This is a genomic window from Streptomyces sp. NPDC015032, assembly GCF_043080425.1.
Classification (GTDB): domain Bacteria; phylum Actinomycetota; class Actinomycetes; order Streptomycetales; family Streptomycetaceae; genus Streptomyces.
Map to the genome: position 1 here is coordinate 1 of NZ_JBIBVN010000052.1, position 17,413 is coordinate 17,413.

The following is a 17,413-nucleotide window of genomic DNA, read 5'->3' on the forward strand; positions in this document are numbered from 1 at the left end:
AGTAGGTGGAGGAGGGGATGTTCAGTTCCCGGAGTACGGGCTCGACCCCCAGATGCGGGTGCTCGTCGACGAGCGCCGTCACCTGGGCGTCGGGTCGAGCTGGGCCGCGAAAAAAGCCGAGGCCGTCCGCAGGACCTCGTTCGCACGCTTGAGCTGGGCATTCTCCTTGCGCAGGGCGGCAAGCTCCTCACGCTCGGCGGTGGTGAGCAGGTCGCCTCGCTCGCCGGCATCGGCCTCTGCCTGGCGAATCCAGTTGCGCAGGGCCTCGTGGTGCACGCCGAGTTCCTCGGCCATGCGGCGGATTACGGGCTTCGGCTCGGAGGCGCGGTACATCCGCACCGCACGCTCACGCAACTCCAGCGGGTACTTCCTCGGGGCAGGCATCGTCAGAGCTCCTCTCGTGAGCCCCATCTGATCTGCTGTCACCTCTCCCCGCATCTCGGGGGAACCTCAGGTCACATTGTCCGGCCCGGTCAGCCGCGGCTGGACGTAGGCGGCTTCGGGGTGCTGGTCCGCTTCAGTGACCAGCCGGGCGAGCACATCGGCGGCGGGAAAGGTCGCGTCGTTGTCCAGAAAGAACAGGTAGCCGTCGGGCCGGCTCGTATCGGCGAGTGCACGGGCTCCGGTGTTGCGCCCCCCGGGAATACCCATGTTGGTCTCCAGAGCCACCGAGCGGGCCCCGGCAGGGACAATGTCGGGGACGCAGCCGTTGCCGACAACGCAGATCTGCAGATCGACGCCTTGCTGGGCCATCAACGTGGCCTGAGCCGCGCACTCCTGGTCGGGCCTGTCATTCATTGACAAGAGGATTACCTGTACGACAGGGAGGCGTGCTGGCACGTTGTCTTCCAGAAGGGGCATGAGGCTGGCGGGCGGCGGTGCAACGGAGGCGCCGGTGAGCAGTCCGGGGCCCTGGCCGGCTGGATCCTGAGGTGGAGCGAACACCGCCCGGCGCTTCCGCGGGGCTGTGCGGCCTGTCATGACGATTCACCCAGGAGGGCGGCTGCGCCCGCGTCGAGGAGCTGCTGGCCCGCGCGCTGTCCGGTGCGGGTTGCCTGGTTGGTGGGGCCCGAGGTGGTGGTGCGGATCGGGGTGCCGCCGTGCGGGTCCAGGACGACGGCATGCACGGTCACGCTTTCGGCCACTGGGTCGTGGATGGCGTGGACGGACGCGGCGGTCAAGCAGCTGCCGTGCAGGGTGGCGAGCGCGGCCCGTTCGGCGCCCAGCACGATGCGGGTCGGACCGTGGGCGAGAGGGGCCAGCAGACTTCCGGTGTCACGGTCGTCGGCACGGTGCTCGATGGCCACGATTCCCGCGCCCGATGCGGGCAGCCACTGGGTCGGGTCGAGGATCTGTGAGGCCCGGTCGGCAAGCCCGAGCCGACGCAGCCCGGCAAGCACCGCAATCATGACGTCCACACCCAGAGTTCCGGCATCGAGACGGGACAGCCGCGAGTCCGCGTTGCCCCTGATCGGAACCGGCACCAGCTCGGGGTGGAGCGCGCGCAGGAGGGCTGCCCGTCGGGGTGCGCTGGTGCCGACCCGGGTGCCGGGCGGCAGGCCGGCGAGTGTGGCCGGCGGGTGCCAGGCGGGGAGCACGAGGACGTCGCGGCCGTCCTCGCGGGGCAGGACCGCGCCGACGGTGATGCCCGGGGCGCGGTCGTGCGGGCCTGGTACGTCTTTGGCGCAGGCGATGGCGGCGTCGATCCTGCCGTCGAGAAGGCGGGCGTCGGCGGACCGGGTGAAGGCACCCTTCCCGCCGATCTGGGAGAGCGGGCCGCGGTGCCGGTCGCCCTCGGACGTGATCGTGACGATGTCCAGAGGAGTGTCGGGGTGGCGGTCGCGGAAGAGGGCGGCGAACCGGCCGGTCTGCTCCATGGCCATGGGGCTGGGGCGGGTGCCCAGCCGCAAGGGCCGAGTGGTGACGGTGCTGGTCATGTGATGGTGGTCCGGCTTTCGGAGAGGCGGGCGGTGGGCCAGCTGGTGGTGCGCAGGGCGAGGTGGTGGACACCGGTGCAGCTCCGGAGCAGCGTGGTCAATGTCGCGGCCGGGTACGCGGGTTGAGGGCAGCCATGGGCATGATGACCGGACCACCGGTATGCCGGGCCAGGTTGGTGACACGCTTCGTGGCAGGTCCGCCAGGGCGGCAAGTCCTTCCGCCAACTGCTCGGCAAGCCCTGGCTCCTCATCCCGAAGATGTGGACCACCCGGCCACCGGTCAGGTATGCGCTGAACGAAGGGTGTGCGGGCAGCGAGAACAAGGCCGGCGGCCCACTCCTCGCGGGCTCGTCGCCGCCGGGTGGCCCGGCCTGCGTGGTGATCAGCTTGTGGGAGTCAGGCACGCCGGCGGCCTGCCGTGAGCAGATCCGGCGTCCCGTCGGGAACGCGGCCGGGCCACTGGAAGACGACCCTCGCGAAGGGCTTGTCGAGCACATCACCAACCGGTAGCTGCTCGACGGGAGTTCCGGCCGGGTGGACAGTCATCGATGGGTAGCCGCTCTCGCGTACCGTCTGGTCCCAGGTGCGCACGCAGTCGGCGAAGCGCTTTGCCAGCGCGTCGGCGGCCGGGCCGTAGGCATGGATGAAGAACTCGGTGAGACGGCCGGCCGGATTCGGGGCGTCGTTGACCAGGCGATGGGTCAGGTAGGCGAGGGAGCCGTCCGCCAGCATCGCGGCTGCGTCCTGCTGCACCACCAGCGTCGACTCTTCGGGGGCAGTCAGGCGACAGAACCCTGGCAGCGTGGTCGCGGCGTAGACCTGCAGGGTCTCGAAATTGAGGGTACCCCGGACCACGAGGCCAGTGGTGAGCTCGTGACGGGGGCCGCGCAACGCTTCATCGAGCCCGGCGGTGTCGCTGCGCGCTCCGTCCTCCCACCGCACGGTGACCTCGCCGCCGGCCAGAGGGACGGCGGGAGCGGTGCGGGCGGCGGCACCGCGGTCCCGCACGAAACCGCAGTACGTCCAGTGCTCGGTGTGCAGCACGTCTCCACGCCGGACCAAGGTGAGAGAGCGGGTGTAGCCGCCCATTTCCAGCGGCACGACCAGCCGCGCTCCCTCGGCGAGCTGCTCCCGCCACGACGGTGCGATGTCGGCCGCGCTGCGGGTGATCATCACCCCGTCGAACCCCTGCACCACCAGTTGCCCGGCGCCGTACCCGCCATCGCCACCGGCTTCGCCACCACCACCGGCATGCTGCTCGGCGGAGCCGTGGTCGTGGAGACCCTCTTCAACTACCCGGGGATCGGCAACCTGCTGGCCGGTGCCGTCGCCTCGCGCGACACCCCGCTGATCGCCGGGGTCGTCGCCTGCGCCGGTGCCGTCATCAGCCTCGTCCTGCTCGCTGCGGACCTGATCCGAGAGGCCACCCTGGGAGAGCCCGCATGACCACGATCGTCGCCCGAGCGGTTGCACGAAGCTCTACGGGACGCCCCCGCACCCTGGTAACGGCCGCCGTCGCCGTCCTGTCCCTCGTTCTCACCGTCGCCGGCCCCCTGGTGGCCCCGCACTCCCTCGCCTCGCCGGTCACCGCGCCGTTCGCCGCACCGAGTGCCGACGCCCCGCTGGGCGGAGACCAGTTGGGCCGTGACGTCCTCAGCCGCCTCCTGCACGGCGGCACCCTTCTCGTCGTGGGCGCGCTGCTCGTGGCCGCCGTGGTGACCGCGGCCGCCACCCTCATCGGCTGCTTCGCCGTCCTGCGTCCCGTGCTCGGCCGGGCCGTCGAGCGCTGCGCCGATGTCGCGATCCTGCTGCCGCCGCTGCTCGGCATCATGCTGATCGCGCTCGCCTGGCCCGGCGGTGGACGCTGGGCCGTCATCGCCGCCGCAGTTGTCCTCGGAATCCCCTACGCCGTACGGGTCGTCGCCGCTGCCGCCGCCCCGCTCACCACCGCTGGCTACATCGAAGCGGCCGTCACCCGTGGCGAGTCCACCGCCTACATCGCCCTGCGCGAGCTGCTGCCCAACCTGCGCTCCACGGTCCTGACCCTCTTCGGCCTGCGGTTCGTCGAGGCTGTCTACGTCATTTCCATGGCCGGCTTCCTCCAGATCGGCCCCCAACCCCCGGCCTCCGACTGGTCGTTGATGGTCCGAGAGAACGCCTCCGGCATCCTGCTCAACCCCTGGGCCGTCGTCGCCCCGAGCCTCGCCATCGCCGCCGTCGCCATCACCGTCAACCTCGCCACCCGGGCCCTGGCCCCCGAGACCACGCAGAAGGCGGTGACCCGCTCGTGAGCGACCTCGCCCACCAGGACCAGGCCCGCACCCGGCCCGACAACACGGCCGACGTGGAAGCCGACCCCGCACAGCCGGTGGCGACCGTCACCGGCCTGGAGATCGCCCTGCCCGACGGTACGGTCCTGCTGCCCGCCATCTCCGCTGCCGTCCATCCCAGCCAGGTCACGGCCCTGACCGGCGCCTCGGGGTCCGGCAAGACCACGCTCCTGCGCGCCCTCATCGGCCACCTCCCCGCCGGGGCCGTGATTACCGCCGGCACTCTCGACGTCCTCGGCACCCAGCCCCACGCTCTCACCCCGAACGCGCTACGACACCTGCGCCGCACCCGTGTCGCCTACGTCGGCCAAGACCCCGGCTCGGCACTCAACCCCCGCATGACCGTCCACCGCCTGGTCGCCGAACTGGCCACTGACCCCTCCGCCGACTCCGTCGGCACCCTGCTGACGGAATGCAGCCTTCCCGCCGATCTCCTCGGCCGACGGCCCACCGCCCTGTCCGGCGGACAACAGCGCCGTGTCGCCCTCGCCCGTGCCCTCGCCCGCACCCCGGAGATCCTCCTCCTGGACGAACCCACCGCCGGACTCGACATCACCCTGCGCGACGAGATCGCCCACCTGTTGCGCCGCCTTGCCACCGACAGGAATCTCGCCATCGTCATCGCCACCCACGACCCCGCACTGGTCGAGGCGTGCGCTGACGACACCGTTCAGCTCACGCCGCCCCGCGCGCAGCCGCCCGCTCCCGTGCAGCGCATGGTGGAGCGGCCAGCCGTACCAGAGCACACGTCCGGCCGGACCCTGTCCGCACAGCATGTCGAGGTCTACTTCCGCGGCGGAAGCGAGCGGCGCCCCGCCCTGACCGGAATCGACTTCACCGCACCGGCCGGCTCCGCCACCGCCGTGATCGGCCCCTCCGGATCCGGCAAGACCACCCTCCTCCGCGTCCTCGCCGGACTGCACCCGCCAACCAACGGCCACCTCACCCTGGACGGCGAGAAGCTGGCGGCCACGGCCCGCCGCCGCACCCGCGAACAGCAGCGCCGTATCCAGCTCGTCCCGCAGAACCCGCTCGCCGCCCTCAACCCCCGGCGCACCGTCGGAAAGCAACTGACCCGCCCCCTGCGCCTCCACACCACCCTCACGGCGAAGGAAACACCCGCGCGGATCGCCGAACTCCTCGAACAGGTGGAACTCCCCGCCGACTTCGCCGACCGCTACCCGAGCGAGCTGTCCGGCGGCCAGCGCCAGCGGGTCTCCATCGCCCGCGCCCTCGCCGCCGGCCCCGACATCCTCCTGTGCGACGAGGTCACGTCCGCCCTCGACCACGACACCGCCACGGCCGTCATGGACCTCCTCACCCGCCTGCGCGCAGAGCACGGCACAACCCTCGTCGTGGTCTCCCACGAACACCACCTGATCGCCCGCTACACCGACACAGCGCACCTGATGGACACCGGCCGGATCACTACCAGCGGCCCCACGACCGAGCTTCTGCCCGCGGTGTGACCCAGTCCAGGGCTGCGGTTGGTCAGTGCTTCGGCGACGCCGTAAGCGGGTGAGCGGGGCCCCGCCGTCCAAGACGCCGACCTGCTGCTGCACCTCACCGAGTGGCCGCAGTTCTCCCACATCGACCCGCACCGTCTCGCCGCCCGCACCGCCATCCCGCGCGTCATCGACGGCCGCGGCACCCTGAACGCCGACACCTGGCGCGACGCCGGATGACCGTCCGCGCCCTCGGACGCCCCTGAGCCGCAGTTTTGTGGCCCGGCCCGTGACGCCTCTGCAATCGGCGCATGCGGCCGGGCCACGCCAGAGCCGCCAAACAGCGTCCTGACGAACATGGAACGGATGGCACACTGATGGGCCCAACTTGCCCATCGTGTCCGGGAGATCACCTGATGAACGCCGCCCCCGCCGCCGACGGCCAGGGAGCCGAAACAGCCGGGGAACGTACCGGCGGCTGCCTGTGCGGCCGAATCCGTTTCACCACTCGAGGTCCGGCCGTCTTCCCCCACACCTGTGTCTGCCGCCACTGTCAAAAGCTCGGCGGCACACCAGTGATGTGGTGGGTGGGATTCGAAACGGTCACCTGGACCGGTGAGGGCGGCGAGCCAACCTGGTACGAGACCTTCGAAGGCGAGGCGAAACGCGGCTTCTGCCCGACCTGCGGCAGCCGCCTCGCGGCGATCGACAGCGACATCCCAGAGATGGGCATCAACGTCACCGCCCTGGACGACACCAGCGGCCCAGACCTCGTGCCGATCCACGCGTCCTTCCGCGACAACGCCGTGCACTGGCTGCCGTCGGCGCCGGAGACCGAGCACAGCACGGCCGGTTGACCGCCCGTCAACCCCACCTGCTCCCTCGATGGCCCCGGTCGCATCTCGTTCTCGCCCGCGAGCAGGGCGCGAACTCCCGGGCCGGGGCCCGCCGCGGTCATGCTCAGCTGGATGACGGAGAACTCTGCGAGTGCCGCGCGGCCGTCCAAGGACAGTCCAGGGGACGCTCAACCGGAGCGAGTCCAGAAAGGCGCTGGGCTACTTCCTAGACGAATTCTGGCCATCGACGCCTGCCGAGACGAAAGCGTGAGACCACATCCCAGGACGTTGAGAATTCCGGGCGGCTACGAAGAATCTGGGTGAGGGGAGCATCGGGTCCATCAGTGATGAATTGAGAGCCGCCCGCCACATGTTCCGCCGCATAGCGGAACATGCTCGGCACCGGGAACGCGAACAGGTTCATCAATTTCATCGAAGCGGCCTACATCACGCCGGTGAACAAGGCACAGTCGACCTGACAGGAACTGCTCGTCCAGACCGTTGGGTGGCCGTCCCATCCCTTCCACAGCCACCGCCGCGCGCCGTCATGCTGAGGAGGCACAAGACGTGAACACAATGACTTGACAGGGAAGTATGCGCCTGCCCCACTGCGCCCGCCTTTCCGGTGGTCCGCTCATGGCCTGGGTCGGATTCCGCCGGACCTCCTTCAGCTGGACCGGGCCCGGGACACCAATGCGCTCAAGACCATGAATCCCGCCGAGCAGGCTCACCTGCTCGCCGCACCCACGCCGCGCGAGGCGAAAGGGCGCGGTCGCCGCGTGACGCTCCGCCCGGACTGGAACACCGGCGGCCGGATGCTCGCCATGCGGCACGTACTGCGCAGCAAGCTCGCGCCGCACAGCGACCTTACCCGGCGGCTTGTCGCCACCGGCGGTCTCGTGCTCGTCGAGACGAACCACTGGCACGACCAGTTCTGGGACGACTGCACCTGCCCCGCACACGCCACAGTCCTCGGCACCCACATGCTCGGCGAGCTGCTCATGGCCACCCGGTCCATGAACCGCTGAAGTCGCCACCCCGTGCCCCGCGCTCACGACTCACCCGGAGAAGACCACGGCCGACATCGACCGCGTGAAGGCTGCGGCCGCCACCTGGCTTCACGGCAGGGGCGAGCAGGCCCGCTTCGACTTCGCCCAGTCCGACGGCGTGCCGGTCGGCTCCGTGGTCGACATCCACTGGCGGCACGGCGGGCTGCGGGTGCATCTGGACCAGGCAGTGGCCCCGGCGTGGGGCGAGGACCGAGGCGTTCGCACGGCCCACGGAGTGGTTCGGCCTGGACGAGTGCGCGTGACGGAGCGGGGGCTGTCGACACCGGCCGTCGAACGAATCGTCCAGGTCCGCAGCGTACCCCCTCCGGCGAAGTGGGCCACAGGCAAGGCCAGGAAGGGACCGGATACGGATGCCCGGGCCCGAGGGCTGCTGCGTCGGCTAGCCGATGCGCGGAAGGTCGAATCCGTGGTCGTGGTGACCCGGGTGTGCCGGGAGATCGCCGACCTGGCCGGGGCCAGCCAGGAAACTCAAGGCGAGCTGGACGCCGCCGTGCAGGGGAAGGGGGCCCGACCCCGAAGAGTCGAACCCCTATGACCTGCACGTTTGCCAGATCAGTGAAGCTGCGCCCGGAGGCCAGCGGCCCTCTTGCAGGACCGCGAAGAACATAACGGGGCGGGACCCGATGTGGGGTGCGGTCGGCGAGGGTCAGGACGAGCGGGTGTCGCGGTGGTGGCCCCACAGGGACCAGGCCCACAGGAGGGCTGCGGGGGGCAGCACCCAGGTGGAGACGGAGCCTGGATCGGGATCGTCGATGACCTCCGAGAGGGTGATGGCCACGAGGGGCAGGAACAGTAGGCCGGACCTCAGCTTCCGGCGGGCCGCACGGCGGGACGCGCCAGGCCCGTCGGCCAGCCGCAGCGCGTACACCTGCGGGGTTCCGAACTGTTCGTGGGCTTCTCCGCCGGAGGCGGCCAGATGGGCGCGGGCCTCCTCGACATGGGCCTGAGCCTGCCTCGGGGACAAGCCGTACGCGCCCCGCAGTACCCCATCGAGCCGGCGCAGCCACGCCTCGTCGTCGTGGTGTGCCGCCTCCGGGCCGTTGAACCAGCGACTCACCCGTTCCTCCGGCAGCAGCCAACCGATCACGGCGGGCAGCGCGGAGAGGGCCACCACGGCGGGCGCCGGCGCGGAGAACAGCGGCCCGTCAGGGAGGGAGATGGCCAGGGCGGCAACCGTCACCATCACGACGGCTCCGACGATCGCCGTCCACACCCCGCGCGGGCGACCCGCGGTTCGCAGCGTCAGCGCGACGACGATCAGTAACACCACCGTGCCGATCAGGGGGATGCCGACGAGCTCCGGCCAGCCGATCGTGAACTCCAGACCGCTGCTGAACCAGCGTTGCGCAGACAGCCACACGCCGACCGCGCCGAGGACGAGCAGTCCCCCGCGGAATCCCTCGCCGGGCGTGACGCCGTGCATGTCGCGGTGGCTCCGGTGCGCGTCGTCGATCCGTTCGGCGGCCACCTGGGCGGCGAAGTCGTCGGCATCACCGAAGAGTTCGTGCGCGCTGCGGCCGGAGTCGGTGACGGCCTCGTACACCTCGTCGACCACTTGGCCGCCCAGCCCGTCCGGGGGGTCGTGCCGCAGGAGCAAATGGAGCCGGAACCTGCCCGCCCACCGCTCGTCCTCCTCCCGGGGCCACGTTCGGGGCGCCACCTCGCTCCCCGACTGTTCGGGGTCGTCCTGCCCGAGCCTCTGCTGCTGTGTTGTCACCTTCGGTCCTGTCCTCGTCATCCGTCGGTCCCTAGGGTCTGCCGACCGGTGCAGTCCACGGTGCGGACGGTGTCCGGTCGGCCGGTGCGCTGGTGCGCCGACGCGGGGTCATGTGCTCATGCCGGGCTGTTGTGCGTCGGTCGGCTGCATGTCGGCGGGCCCGCTCCCGTGTGGCCCAGCCCCAAGCGGCCGTGCGCCGACGGGGTCCGGCATTGCGGTGGGTGCCGGGTGCGCGGCAGGGGCCCCGGGTGGGGTTGTGGCACCGGGTGGGGAGGATGCCGGCACCGGGCCGGTCAGCAGGCGGGAGACGGACGCGCCGAAGTTCTCCCACGCCGACCACTCAGCGTCGAGCCGCTCCCGGCCGACCTGCGTGATGCGGTAGCACTTGCGTCCCGGCCCGCCCTCGCCCGCGCGCCAGTGGACCTCCACCGCGCCGTCCTCAGCGAGCCGGTTCAGCGCCGGGTACAGCGTCGCCGGCTTGACGGACTCCAACCCGGCCGCGGTCAGTTGCTGAAGGAGCGCGTAGCCGTAACTCTCCTCGTGCCGCAGTGCGCCGAGCAGGCAGAGCGGGAGCACTGCCCGCACCCACGCTCCCTTGGTGTCCGCCGCCACTGTCCGACCGTCCCCTTCCTTGCCGCATACGCTCTCGTCCGCCCGCCCGAGCGGGATGCCCCCCGGGGCCGACGGGGATACGCCCACCGGTCCGTCCGGCCACCTGCCGGCCCGGACTCCGGCATCCGCCGTTCCGGATGCCGGGCGCCTGCAGTGATCAGCAGCCAGGGGGACATGGGCAGGAGGCCCGGAGCCCTCCCAGGCCCGCTGCCCGACCATTCGCGCTCTCCCACTATTCTGAATCTCAGACTAGTGGAGATGTCAAGTACGCAGGACCCACCACGCCCCCGTCCTTCTTCGCCTGATGCACGATCACGTCGACGCTGCGCGGAGCCGCGAATACCGTCTGGTCCTGCGGTGTGAGGTTCGGTGGTGGTGTCACTGGGATGTTCGGGTTTGTGTGTCACTGATGTGTGGGTGCATTGGTGCTGTTCGTAGGCGGTTGGATGGCACTGTCACGTTGGCTGACGACGTGGGATGATCTTGGGGTTGATCGGGCAGGCGAGGACCGTCTGTGGAGAGTGTGCCGCCGTCGTCCAAGGGTCACCGGTACCCGGTGGAGATCATCTCGCACTGCGTGTGGCTGTACTTCCGCTTCCCGCTCAGCTTCCGCGAGGTCGAGGAGCTGATGCTGGAGCGCGGCGTGGTCGTCTCCCACGAGACCGTCCGGCGGTGGTGCCTGAAGTTCGGGCAGGCTTACGCCAACGCGCTGCGCCGCCGGCGCCCCCGCTCGGGGGACAAATGGCACCTGGACGAGGTCTTCGTGAAGATCAACGGTGAGCGGAAGTACCTGTGGCGGGCGGTGGATGCCGACGACAACGTGCTCGACGTACTCGTGCAGAACCGCCGCGACAAGGCCGCGGCCAAGCGGTTCTGCAGGAAGCTGATGAAGGTCGCCCAGTCGGTGCCACGAGTGATCGTCACCGACAAGCTCCGCTCCTACGGTGCCGCCCACCGCGAGGCGATGCCGCTGGTGGAGCACCGCTCCCACAAGGGCCTGAACAACCGGGCCGAGAACTCCCACCAGCCCACCGGGCAGCGCGAACGCGCCATGAAGGGCTTTCGCTCGGTCGGCGGAGCACAGAGATTCCTGGCCGCGTTCAGCGGCATCTCACCCCACTTTCCGACCCCGCCGCCACCTGATGACCGCCACCGAGTACCGCACCTGGATGAGTACCCGATTCACGATCTGGGACCAGACCACCGGCCGCGCCGCCCTGCCCACAACGGCCTGCCCCAGACCGCCACCCGAGGCCGACCCACACCCCGACACACCATCAGACACCCCCACCCCTCACCAACGTGACAGTGCCCCCGCCTGGGGTCGGCCACGCGGGCCTGACCCACCGTGGGCCGTCGAGCACGCTCCCGAAAGCATGCTCGACACGGTTGCCCTCGCCACCGGCGGCGTAAGCGAGTGCCCCACCGTTGTTCTGCGCTGTCGGGCCAGGGATGTGCGCAGTGAGCACATCCAGGTTGCTGCGGAATTTGCCAAGCTGTCGGCGAGTGATCAACCCGCGGGTGGCGGAAGGACCGTCTGCCCCGCGGGGCCGAGGGGCAGACGGGATGGAACCTCCCAGACCACGGCGGAGGAGTCCCGCGGGTCGCCCATCCGGGCGAATGGCGCCAAGCGGCGGTCCGCACCACGGACGGGGACGGCGGGCTGCCGCCGTACCGGTCCCGCCCTTCCCACCACCGCATCGCTTTCATCAAGGAGACCGTCATGTCGTACATCACCGTCGGCCGCGAGAATAGCACCGACATCGACATCTACTACGAGGACCACGGGTCGGGACAGCCGGTTCTGCTGATCCACGGCTACCCGCTCAACGGCGATTCCTGGGAGAGGCAGACCAAGGCCCTTCTGGAGGCCGGGTACCGCGTCATCACCTACGACCGCCGCGGCTTCGGCAGGTCCGGCCGCCCCACAGCCGGTTACGACTACGACACTTTCGCCGCCGACCTCAACACCCTTATGGAGACCTTGGAGCTGACCGACACCGTGCTGGTCGGTTTCTCCATGGGCACCGGCGAAGTCGCCCGCTACCTCGCGACGTACGGCTCCGGCCGCGTGGCCAAGGCCGCTTTCTTGGCCTCTCTGGAGCCCTTCCTCCTCAAGACCGACGGCAACCCCACCGGAGTCGACGGGAGCGTCTTCGAAGGCATCCTGGAAGCCGTCTCCAAAGATCGCTACGCCTACTTCACCGACTTCTACCGGGACTTCTACAACCTCGACGAATACCTCGGCACCCGCATCAGCGACGAGGTTGTCCGCGCCAGTTGGAACACGGCGGCCGGGGCCTCCCCCCACGCCTCCAGCGCCTGCGTCCCCACCTGGACGACCGACTTCCGCGGCGACGTGTCCAAGATCGAAGTGCCGGCGCTCATCCTGCACGGCACAGGCGACCGCGTTCTCCCCATCGACGCCACCGGTCGCCCCTTCCACCGGGCCGTACCCCACGCCGATTACATCGAGATCGAGGGCGCCCCGCACGGGCTCCTGTGGACACACTCCGACGAAGTCAACACCGCGCTCCTCACCTTCCTCGCCAAGTAACCCCCTCCCGCACCGCGCAGGGGCCCGCCGGCACGTGCGCGCCGACGGGCCCCTGCCGCGTACCGAACGCTGACGGTACGGTCCACCGTGTGGGTCTCACATCAGGCACTCCCTCATGCGACGAGGAGCCCACCGTCGACATGGAGATCATGCGCGTTCATGCCCGTGTTGCGCAGGAGGAAGTCGGTGGCGTCGGCTATCTCGGCCCTCGTCACCAGCCGCCCGATGGGGGTGCGCCGTTCATGTGGATGATCCGTGACCTCCTGCCACCTGGGGCTGTCTCCGACCACGCCGGGGTGCAGGGCGTTGATCCTGTGTGGCGCCAGCTCGACGGCGAGGGTTTTGACCAGGCCTGACAGCCCGGCATTGAAGGTGGTCACCATGGTGGAGCCGGGGTAGGGGCGTTCCTTCGCCATGCCGCCGAAGAGCACGACGGAGGCGGCCGGATGGAAGCGGTCCCGCAACGCACGAACTGCTTCGGCGTACCCGACGAGTTTGATGGTCACGGAGCGGACAGCGTCTTCGACATCGAACTCGGCCAAGGAGTTCGGTGCGGGATCCATGGCCGTGAGGACCAGTTGGTCGACCTCGGTGACGCTGGCGAGGGCCGGGAGGATCGTCTCGGGCTGGGCAAGGTCGACGGCCAGGCCGCGGGTCGCGCCTCCGATCCTCTCCGCGGTCGCCTGTGCCCTCGCTCGGTCACGGCTGGTGACGACGACGGAATCGCCGCGGTCGGCGAATCGGCGGGCGACTTCACGTCCGAGACCGCCGCTACCGCCAATGACAACTGACGTGGTCATGCTTTCCCTTCGGGTAGGTAAATGGGGTGCTATGACGCGCGGGGAACCAGGAGCCCCGGTGTACGGATGAGTTGGCTGCACCAACCTCGGCCGGGCCGCACGTCGCAGATCCGGGGCGGCTGCGGCCCGTTACCCGTTCCCTTGGGGATATCCTGAATGCCAGCCTCGCGCAAGGCCGCCGTTGGCAGGGCGTCAGATACGGCTGAATCCCGCCCACTTCTTGATCCTGAAGCGGCTCCCGCTGCGGGCGATCTCGACGGCGCCGTGACCGCACAGGTGCGCCGGTAGCACGAGCACTTTATGGTCGGCGGCCCACTCCAGCGTGCGCCGTCGCGTTGTGCGCGCCTGTTTCTCGTCTTCCTCGAAGCAACTGTCGAACTCGGGGTGTTCGAGCTGCAACGGCGTGTGCAGCAGATCGCCGGCGAACACCGCTCTGTCGCCTCCCGACTGCAGCCGGACCACGGAGGAGCCGGGGGTGTGACCGGGGGCGAGGTCCAGCGTCAGGTTGCCGTCGATGGTATGGCTGCCAGCCCACAGCTTCACCAGACCGGCTTGGTGCACAGGCAGGATGCTATCTTCCCACACGTTCAGGGCGGCCTTCGGATCCTTGGCCTTGCTCCGGTGCTCCGGGGACCAGAATGTGAACTCGGTCTCGGGGATCAGGTAGGTGGCGTTCGGGAAGGTGGGGACCCAGTCCCGGCCCTGACGTCGGGTGTTCCAGCCGACGTGATCGTTGTGCAGATGGGTGTTCACGACGATGTCGACGTCCTGCGGGCGCACCCCGGCTCGGAACAGGCGACGCAGGAAGCCGGTGTCCAGGTACTGCCACGTCTTCGCGTACGGGCGGAACTTGTCGTTTCCGGCACCTGTGTCGATCAGGATCGTCCTGCCTTCGCTGCGCAGCACCCACGTCTGCAGCGCGATGCGGACGGCGTCCGTGTCGGGGTTCCAGAAGTCCGGACTGAGCCAGGAGCGATTCTGCCGCCACAGTTTCTCCGGGCTGTCCGGGAAGAACTCACGCGACGTCATTCCCACCGGGCCCGTGTACTCCACTACGCGGCTGATGGTGACATTGCCGAGCGTGATCGTGGACGCCTGCATCGCCTGCTCGGAGGTGGCGGCGGGTGTGCCATGGGTGCCGCTGGTGAGCGCCCGACCACCATCGAGCAGCGCGGCCGCTCCGAACCCTGCGCTGATGCCCGCTGCGGCTCCTATGAATCCGCGCCGGTTCATGGGGCGTAGAGGCTGGTCACTGTGCATCGCTCGGCTCCTGTCACAGAAGAGGGTGGGGTCACCAGCGGAATGATCGCTTCGTGCTCAGCGTGGCAAAGAGCGCGGCAGTTCAGGTGTGCTGACAATGCAGGCCCCTCGTCCCGGGGCGCATGACTGCGGACGACTTCCCTCACCCCGCACCGCGGCATGGCACAAGGAGTCCTCGGCCTCGGGCTCCTGCCGGTACGTCGCGCCGTCCGCGCTGTCGCCAAGCGCGCCCATCAGCCCCCCGTTCGCCCGCGTCCGCGGCCACGCGGGCGGGGGCGAGGCCGTCCGGTCGCCGGGAGAAACTCCCGCGTCCGCGCCGCGTCGGTGCGCGCGTACGCCGCGTGGAAAAGGGACTTCCCCCATCGCGCCGCTGCCTGCCGCCAAGGCCACGCACAAGCGACGTCCCCGTGGCCGAGAAGCAACGTGCGGCCCTCCGAATCGAACATTCGCTCAGGCCAGGGGCTCACGCCCCGCGAGGGCGTGGGGTATGACGGGCATCACGGGCCTCGATCCGCGCCATGTGGGCCCGGACGATGCCGACGTACGCGCTGCGGAGCGGTTCTTCTTCCAGATATCCCATGTGGGCCGCTCCGGGCTGCGTGCGGAGTCCGGAATACGTGCGGCGATGTCGGCGAGATGCGAGGGAAGGCATTTATCGAATTCCCCGCCGAGGACGAGCGTCGGAATCCGGATTCTTTCGAGTTCGTCGAATATTTCCCAGTCCTTGAGGGTGCCGGTCACATGGTAGTCCGCCTGCCCGACGAGCGTCCGGAAAGTGAGTGGGCTCATCAGTTCCGAATCGAGCCGAACCGGAGCAGTGCGCACCACGCAAGCGCGCAGATATTCCTCTTGCGCTGTCCAGTAGTCGGGGTCGTCCGTCTCACCCCGCAATTCGCGGCCGTAAGTACGGTCGAGCAAATTTCCCGGGAGTCCAGCGAGCAGTTCGCGAACCTCTTCCATGAACCGGGGCACGCTCGCCGGTCTGTTGGCACAGACCGGACTGGTTTACTCCGGCCCTCGCCGTGCGGCGAACTGGAGGCCGAGCATGGCTCCCCAGGAGTGGCCGTAGACATGCGCCCTGTCCAGGCCGAGCCCCTCGGTCACCCCTCCGAGTTCGTCGAGCGGAAGCGGTCCACGGTCAGCAATAGGGGGTCGTCGATCGGGTCAGAACGCCCCACCCCGAGCTGGTCGTACCAGACGATCTCGCGCTCCCGGGCGAGCGGCTCGAACGCCTCAAAGAGCACATCGCTGGGATATCCAGGACCACCGTGCACCAGAAGCAGCGGCACACCGCCACGTCCCATTCTGCGGTACCAAACATTCCCTCCGGGCACCGGGATCCGGCCTTCCGTGATACGGATGGAGTTCACTTCCAACCTCCTTCGACGGTGCGCCAACTGCTGATCAGAATGATGGAGGCGCTCGAAATCATTGCACGCTCAACGTAGCGAAGAATGCGCGAAGAAGTAAGTCTTGACTTGCCTCACGGATTCCGGCAGTACAACTCGGCTTCCGAGCCTCCAACTGTGCGGGGGCGCAGGTCCGCGTCCGCGTGCCTGATGGCGTCACCTGCGGTATCTCGGCCGGACCCGCATGGCTGGCAGAGGGGGCGCCCGGTCGCGGTGGCGGCTACTCCGCTCGCCTGGGGGCGTCCGCGTTCATGCCCGGAGAATGATCGTGATGTTCCGCGCGCCAGGCGGTCGGGGTGCAGCCCAAAGCGAGACGAAAGCGGCGAGAGAAGTGCGAAGCGTCAACGAAACCGCTGGCACGGGCGACGGCGGCGATGGTGAGGTCCGGTCGCGTAATCAAGCGTTGCTGAGCGCCCTCCAGGCGCAATTGCATAATTGATTCACTGAGGGAGAGCGGCTGGGACTGCCAGAGCTGGAACAGCTTGCGCACCGAGATGGCGTGGGCAGCAGCGATATCGTCAGGGCCGAGGCCCTGGTCACCGGCGTGCATGCGGAGAAAGTGTCTGATCCGGTCCAAGAGATGGTCATGAACGGCGTTACGGGACGCGGCATCGTCATCCCGAGCAGCGCTGGCCACCAACCCCTTCAGCAGAGCGATGGTCGCCTCCGTGGCGGACTCACGGTCCCCGGGATCGGTCAGCAGCGGAGCATTGGCGGACAGGGAGGCCAGGTGGTCGCGGACCACTCCGTACAGAGGGCTGCGCGTCAGCCGGTGGTCGGCCCTGCGGATGGTCTCCAGGTTCATCTCCAGGCGGGAACGATCGACCTGGACGCAAACTGTTCTGTAGGCGGCAGAGGCGTGATAGGCGAAGGCGGCATTCAAATCCGTGACGCAGAGATCGCCGCGACGCAACGGGCGGCTGACGTCGTCGTGTTCGTAGTGGCCGGGCCTGTCGCCGTCGAACAGCAGGAGGTAGATCCGCTCTGGACCGGCCCCTCGCAGATCTGCTTTGGTGCGCTCGATCCCGAAGCCGCCGCCGATTGTCTCTGCGAAGAAGACATCGCGGTCCAGTTCCACGCCGGACACACGGGCTCGGGCGGATGTGGGCTGGTCGGCGAGCACACGGACTCGATGGGGTGTGCCCGATGTGGCCATCAGATAGTCCGACATGGCCGCAGCGCGATCCGTCGGTGCGAACCGCGAGGCGTCGAGCAGTACCTGCATGTGTCCGCCTCCGCTCGGAACAGCAGCCGCCGGCCACCGCTTACCCGCTCCCATAAGCAGAACCAGCAGTTTACAGGGGCTTGTGCAGCGCGCGCCGACAAGGTGGCGCCATGAGTTCGTCACAGGGCGGTTTGTGAGTCTTTGAGTGGTTCTGCTGTCACCTGATGGTGTGGGGGTGGGGCGGAATCTGCCGGTCCGGAGCTGCCGGTCTGTTG

Annotated in this window: 17 protein-coding genes and 2 pseudogenes; 8 read left to right on the forward strand and 11 right to left on the reverse strand. The window is 69.2% G+C overall.

Annotated elements, in window-relative coordinates:
• Positions 1 to 78 precede the first annotated feature (78 nt).
• The 4 genes from ACF08M_RS37395 to ACF08M_RS37410 form a co-directional block, all read right to left on the reverse strand.
• Complete coding sequence (locus tag ACF08M_RS37395; protein ID WP_392189762.1) at positions 79 to 384, reverse strand: transposase; 306 nt, start codon at positions 382 to 384, stop codon at positions 79 to 81.
• A gap of 66 nt (positions 385 to 450) precedes the next feature.
• Positions 451 to 798: a glycosyltransferase family 2 protein gene (locus ACF08M_RS37400; RefSeq protein WP_392189763.1), complete on the reverse strand. Its 348-nt coding sequence runs from the start codon at positions 796 to 798 to the stop codon at positions 451 to 453.
• A 179-nt stretch (positions 799 to 977) separates the two neighbouring features.
• Entirely contained in the window at positions 978 to 1,937 is a 960-nt protein-coding gene (gene hemC, locus ACF08M_RS37405; RefSeq protein WP_392189764.1) for a hydroxymethylbilane synthase, read from the reverse strand.
• A gap of 396 nt (positions 1,938 to 2,333) precedes the next feature.
• Positions 2,334 to 3,110, reverse strand: a complete 777-nt coding sequence (locus ACF08M_RS37410) for a hypothetical protein (RefSeq protein WP_392189806.1) — start codon at positions 3,108 to 3,110, stop codon at positions 2,334 to 2,336.
• Between the two features lie 18 nt (positions 3,111 to 3,128).
• Between ACF08M_RS37410 and ACF08M_RS37415 the strand changes: the two are divergent.
• The 6 genes and pseudogenes from ACF08M_RS37415 to ACF08M_RS37440 all read left to right on the forward strand — a co-directional run.
• Positions 3,129 to 3,383, forward strand: a pseudogene (locus ACF08M_RS37415) (ABC transporter permease subunit); the annotation flags it as partial.
• The gene (locus ACF08M_RS37420; protein ID WP_392189765.1) at positions 3,380 to 4,228 is read left to right on the forward strand and encodes an ABC transporter permease; all 849 of its coding nucleotides are present in this window, start codon (positions 3,380 to 3,382) and stop codon (positions 4,226 to 4,228) included. The pseudogene ACF08M_RS37415 and the gene ACF08M_RS37420, both read left to right, overlap by 4 nt.
• Positions 4,225 to 5,736 carry an ABC transporter ATP-binding protein gene (locus ACF08M_RS37425; RefSeq protein ID WP_392189766.1) on the forward strand — a complete coding sequence of 504 codons (1,512 nt, stop codon included), beginning with the start codon at positions 4,225 to 4,227 and terminating at the stop codon, positions 5,734 to 5,736. The genes ACF08M_RS37420 and ACF08M_RS37425 overlap by 4 nt, the downstream gene beginning before the upstream one ends.
• 554 nt (positions 5,737 to 6,290) lie before the next feature.
• Entirely contained in the window at positions 6,291 to 6,569 is a 279-nt protein-coding gene (locus ACF08M_RS37430) for a GFA family protein (RefSeq protein WP_392189804.1), read from the forward strand.
• 686 nt (positions 6,570 to 7,255) lie between these two features.
• A complete protein-coding gene (locus ACF08M_RS37435; protein ID WP_392189767.1) occupies positions 7,256 to 7,576 on the forward strand; it encodes an NADAR family protein in 321 nt (106 codons plus the stop codon).
• A gap of 64 nt (positions 7,577 to 7,640) precedes the next feature.
• Positions 7,641 to 8,153, forward strand: a complete 513-nt coding sequence (locus ACF08M_RS37440) for a hypothetical protein (protein WP_392189768.1) — start codon at positions 7,641 to 7,643, stop codon at positions 8,151 to 8,153.
• Between the two features lie 111 nt (positions 8,154 to 8,264).
• On the opposite strand, the gene ACF08M_RS37445 is transcribed toward ACF08M_RS37440, so the two are convergent.
• Both ACF08M_RS37445 and ACF08M_RS37450 read right to left on the reverse strand, forming a co-directional pair.
• The gene (locus tag ACF08M_RS37445; RefSeq protein WP_392189769.1) at positions 8,265 to 9,335 is read right to left on the reverse strand and encodes a hypothetical protein; all 1,071 of its coding nucleotides are present in this window, start codon (positions 9,333 to 9,335) and stop codon (positions 8,265 to 8,267) included.
• A gap of 108 nt (positions 9,336 to 9,443) precedes the next feature.
• Positions 9,444 to 9,920, reverse strand: coding sequence for a PadR family transcriptional regulator (locus ACF08M_RS37450; protein ID WP_392189770.1), 477 nt, complete (start codon positions 9,918 to 9,920; stop codon positions 9,444 to 9,446).
• Positions 9,921 to 10,470: 550 nt separating this feature from the next.
• Between ACF08M_RS37450 and ACF08M_RS37455 the strand changes: the two are divergent.
• Both ACF08M_RS37455 and ACF08M_RS37460 read left to right on the forward strand, forming a co-directional pair.
• Positions 10,471 to 11,143 (forward strand): annotated as a pseudogene (locus tag ACF08M_RS37455) (IS6 family transposase); the annotation flags it as partial.
• A 527-nt stretch (positions 11,144 to 11,670) separates the two neighbouring features.
• On the forward strand, positions 11,671 to 12,504 hold the full coding sequence (locus tag ACF08M_RS37460; RefSeq protein ID WP_392189771.1) for an alpha/beta fold hydrolase: 834 nt from the start codon (positions 11,671 to 11,673) through the stop codon (positions 12,502 to 12,504).
• 113 nt (positions 12,505 to 12,617) lie between these two features.
• Here the strand turns inward: ACF08M_RS37460 and ACF08M_RS37465 are convergent, their stop codons facing one another.
• The 5 genes from ACF08M_RS37465 to ACF08M_RS37485 all read right to left on the reverse strand — a co-directional run bounded on the left by ACF08M_RS37465 (position 12,618) and on the right by ACF08M_RS37485 (position 17,198).
• Entirely contained in the window at positions 12,618 to 13,304 is a 687-nt protein-coding gene (locus ACF08M_RS37465) for an SDR family NAD(P)-dependent oxidoreductase (RefSeq protein ID WP_392189772.1), read from the reverse strand.
• A gap of 192 nt (positions 13,305 to 13,496) precedes the next feature.
• A complete protein-coding gene (locus tag ACF08M_RS37470) occupies positions 13,497 to 14,405 on the reverse strand; it encodes an MBL fold metallo-hydrolase (protein ID WP_392189805.1) in 909 nt (302 codons plus the stop codon).
• Between the two features lie 609 nt (positions 14,406 to 15,014).
• A complete protein-coding gene (locus ACF08M_RS37475) occupies positions 15,015 to 15,536 on the reverse strand; it encodes a hypothetical protein (RefSeq protein ID WP_392189773.1) in 522 nt (173 codons plus the stop codon).
• 128 nt (positions 15,537 to 15,664) lie between these two features.
• Positions 15,665 to 15,868: a hypothetical protein gene (locus tag ACF08M_RS37480; protein WP_392189774.1), complete on the reverse strand. Its 204-nt coding sequence runs from the start codon at positions 15,866 to 15,868 to the stop codon at positions 15,665 to 15,667.
• Positions 15,869 to 16,193: 325 nt separating this feature from the next.
• A complete protein-coding gene (locus ACF08M_RS37485; RefSeq protein ID WP_392189775.1) occupies positions 16,194 to 17,198 on the reverse strand; it encodes a helix-turn-helix transcriptional regulator in 1,005 nt (334 codons plus the stop codon).
• Positions 17,199 to 17,413: the final 215 nt, after the last annotated feature.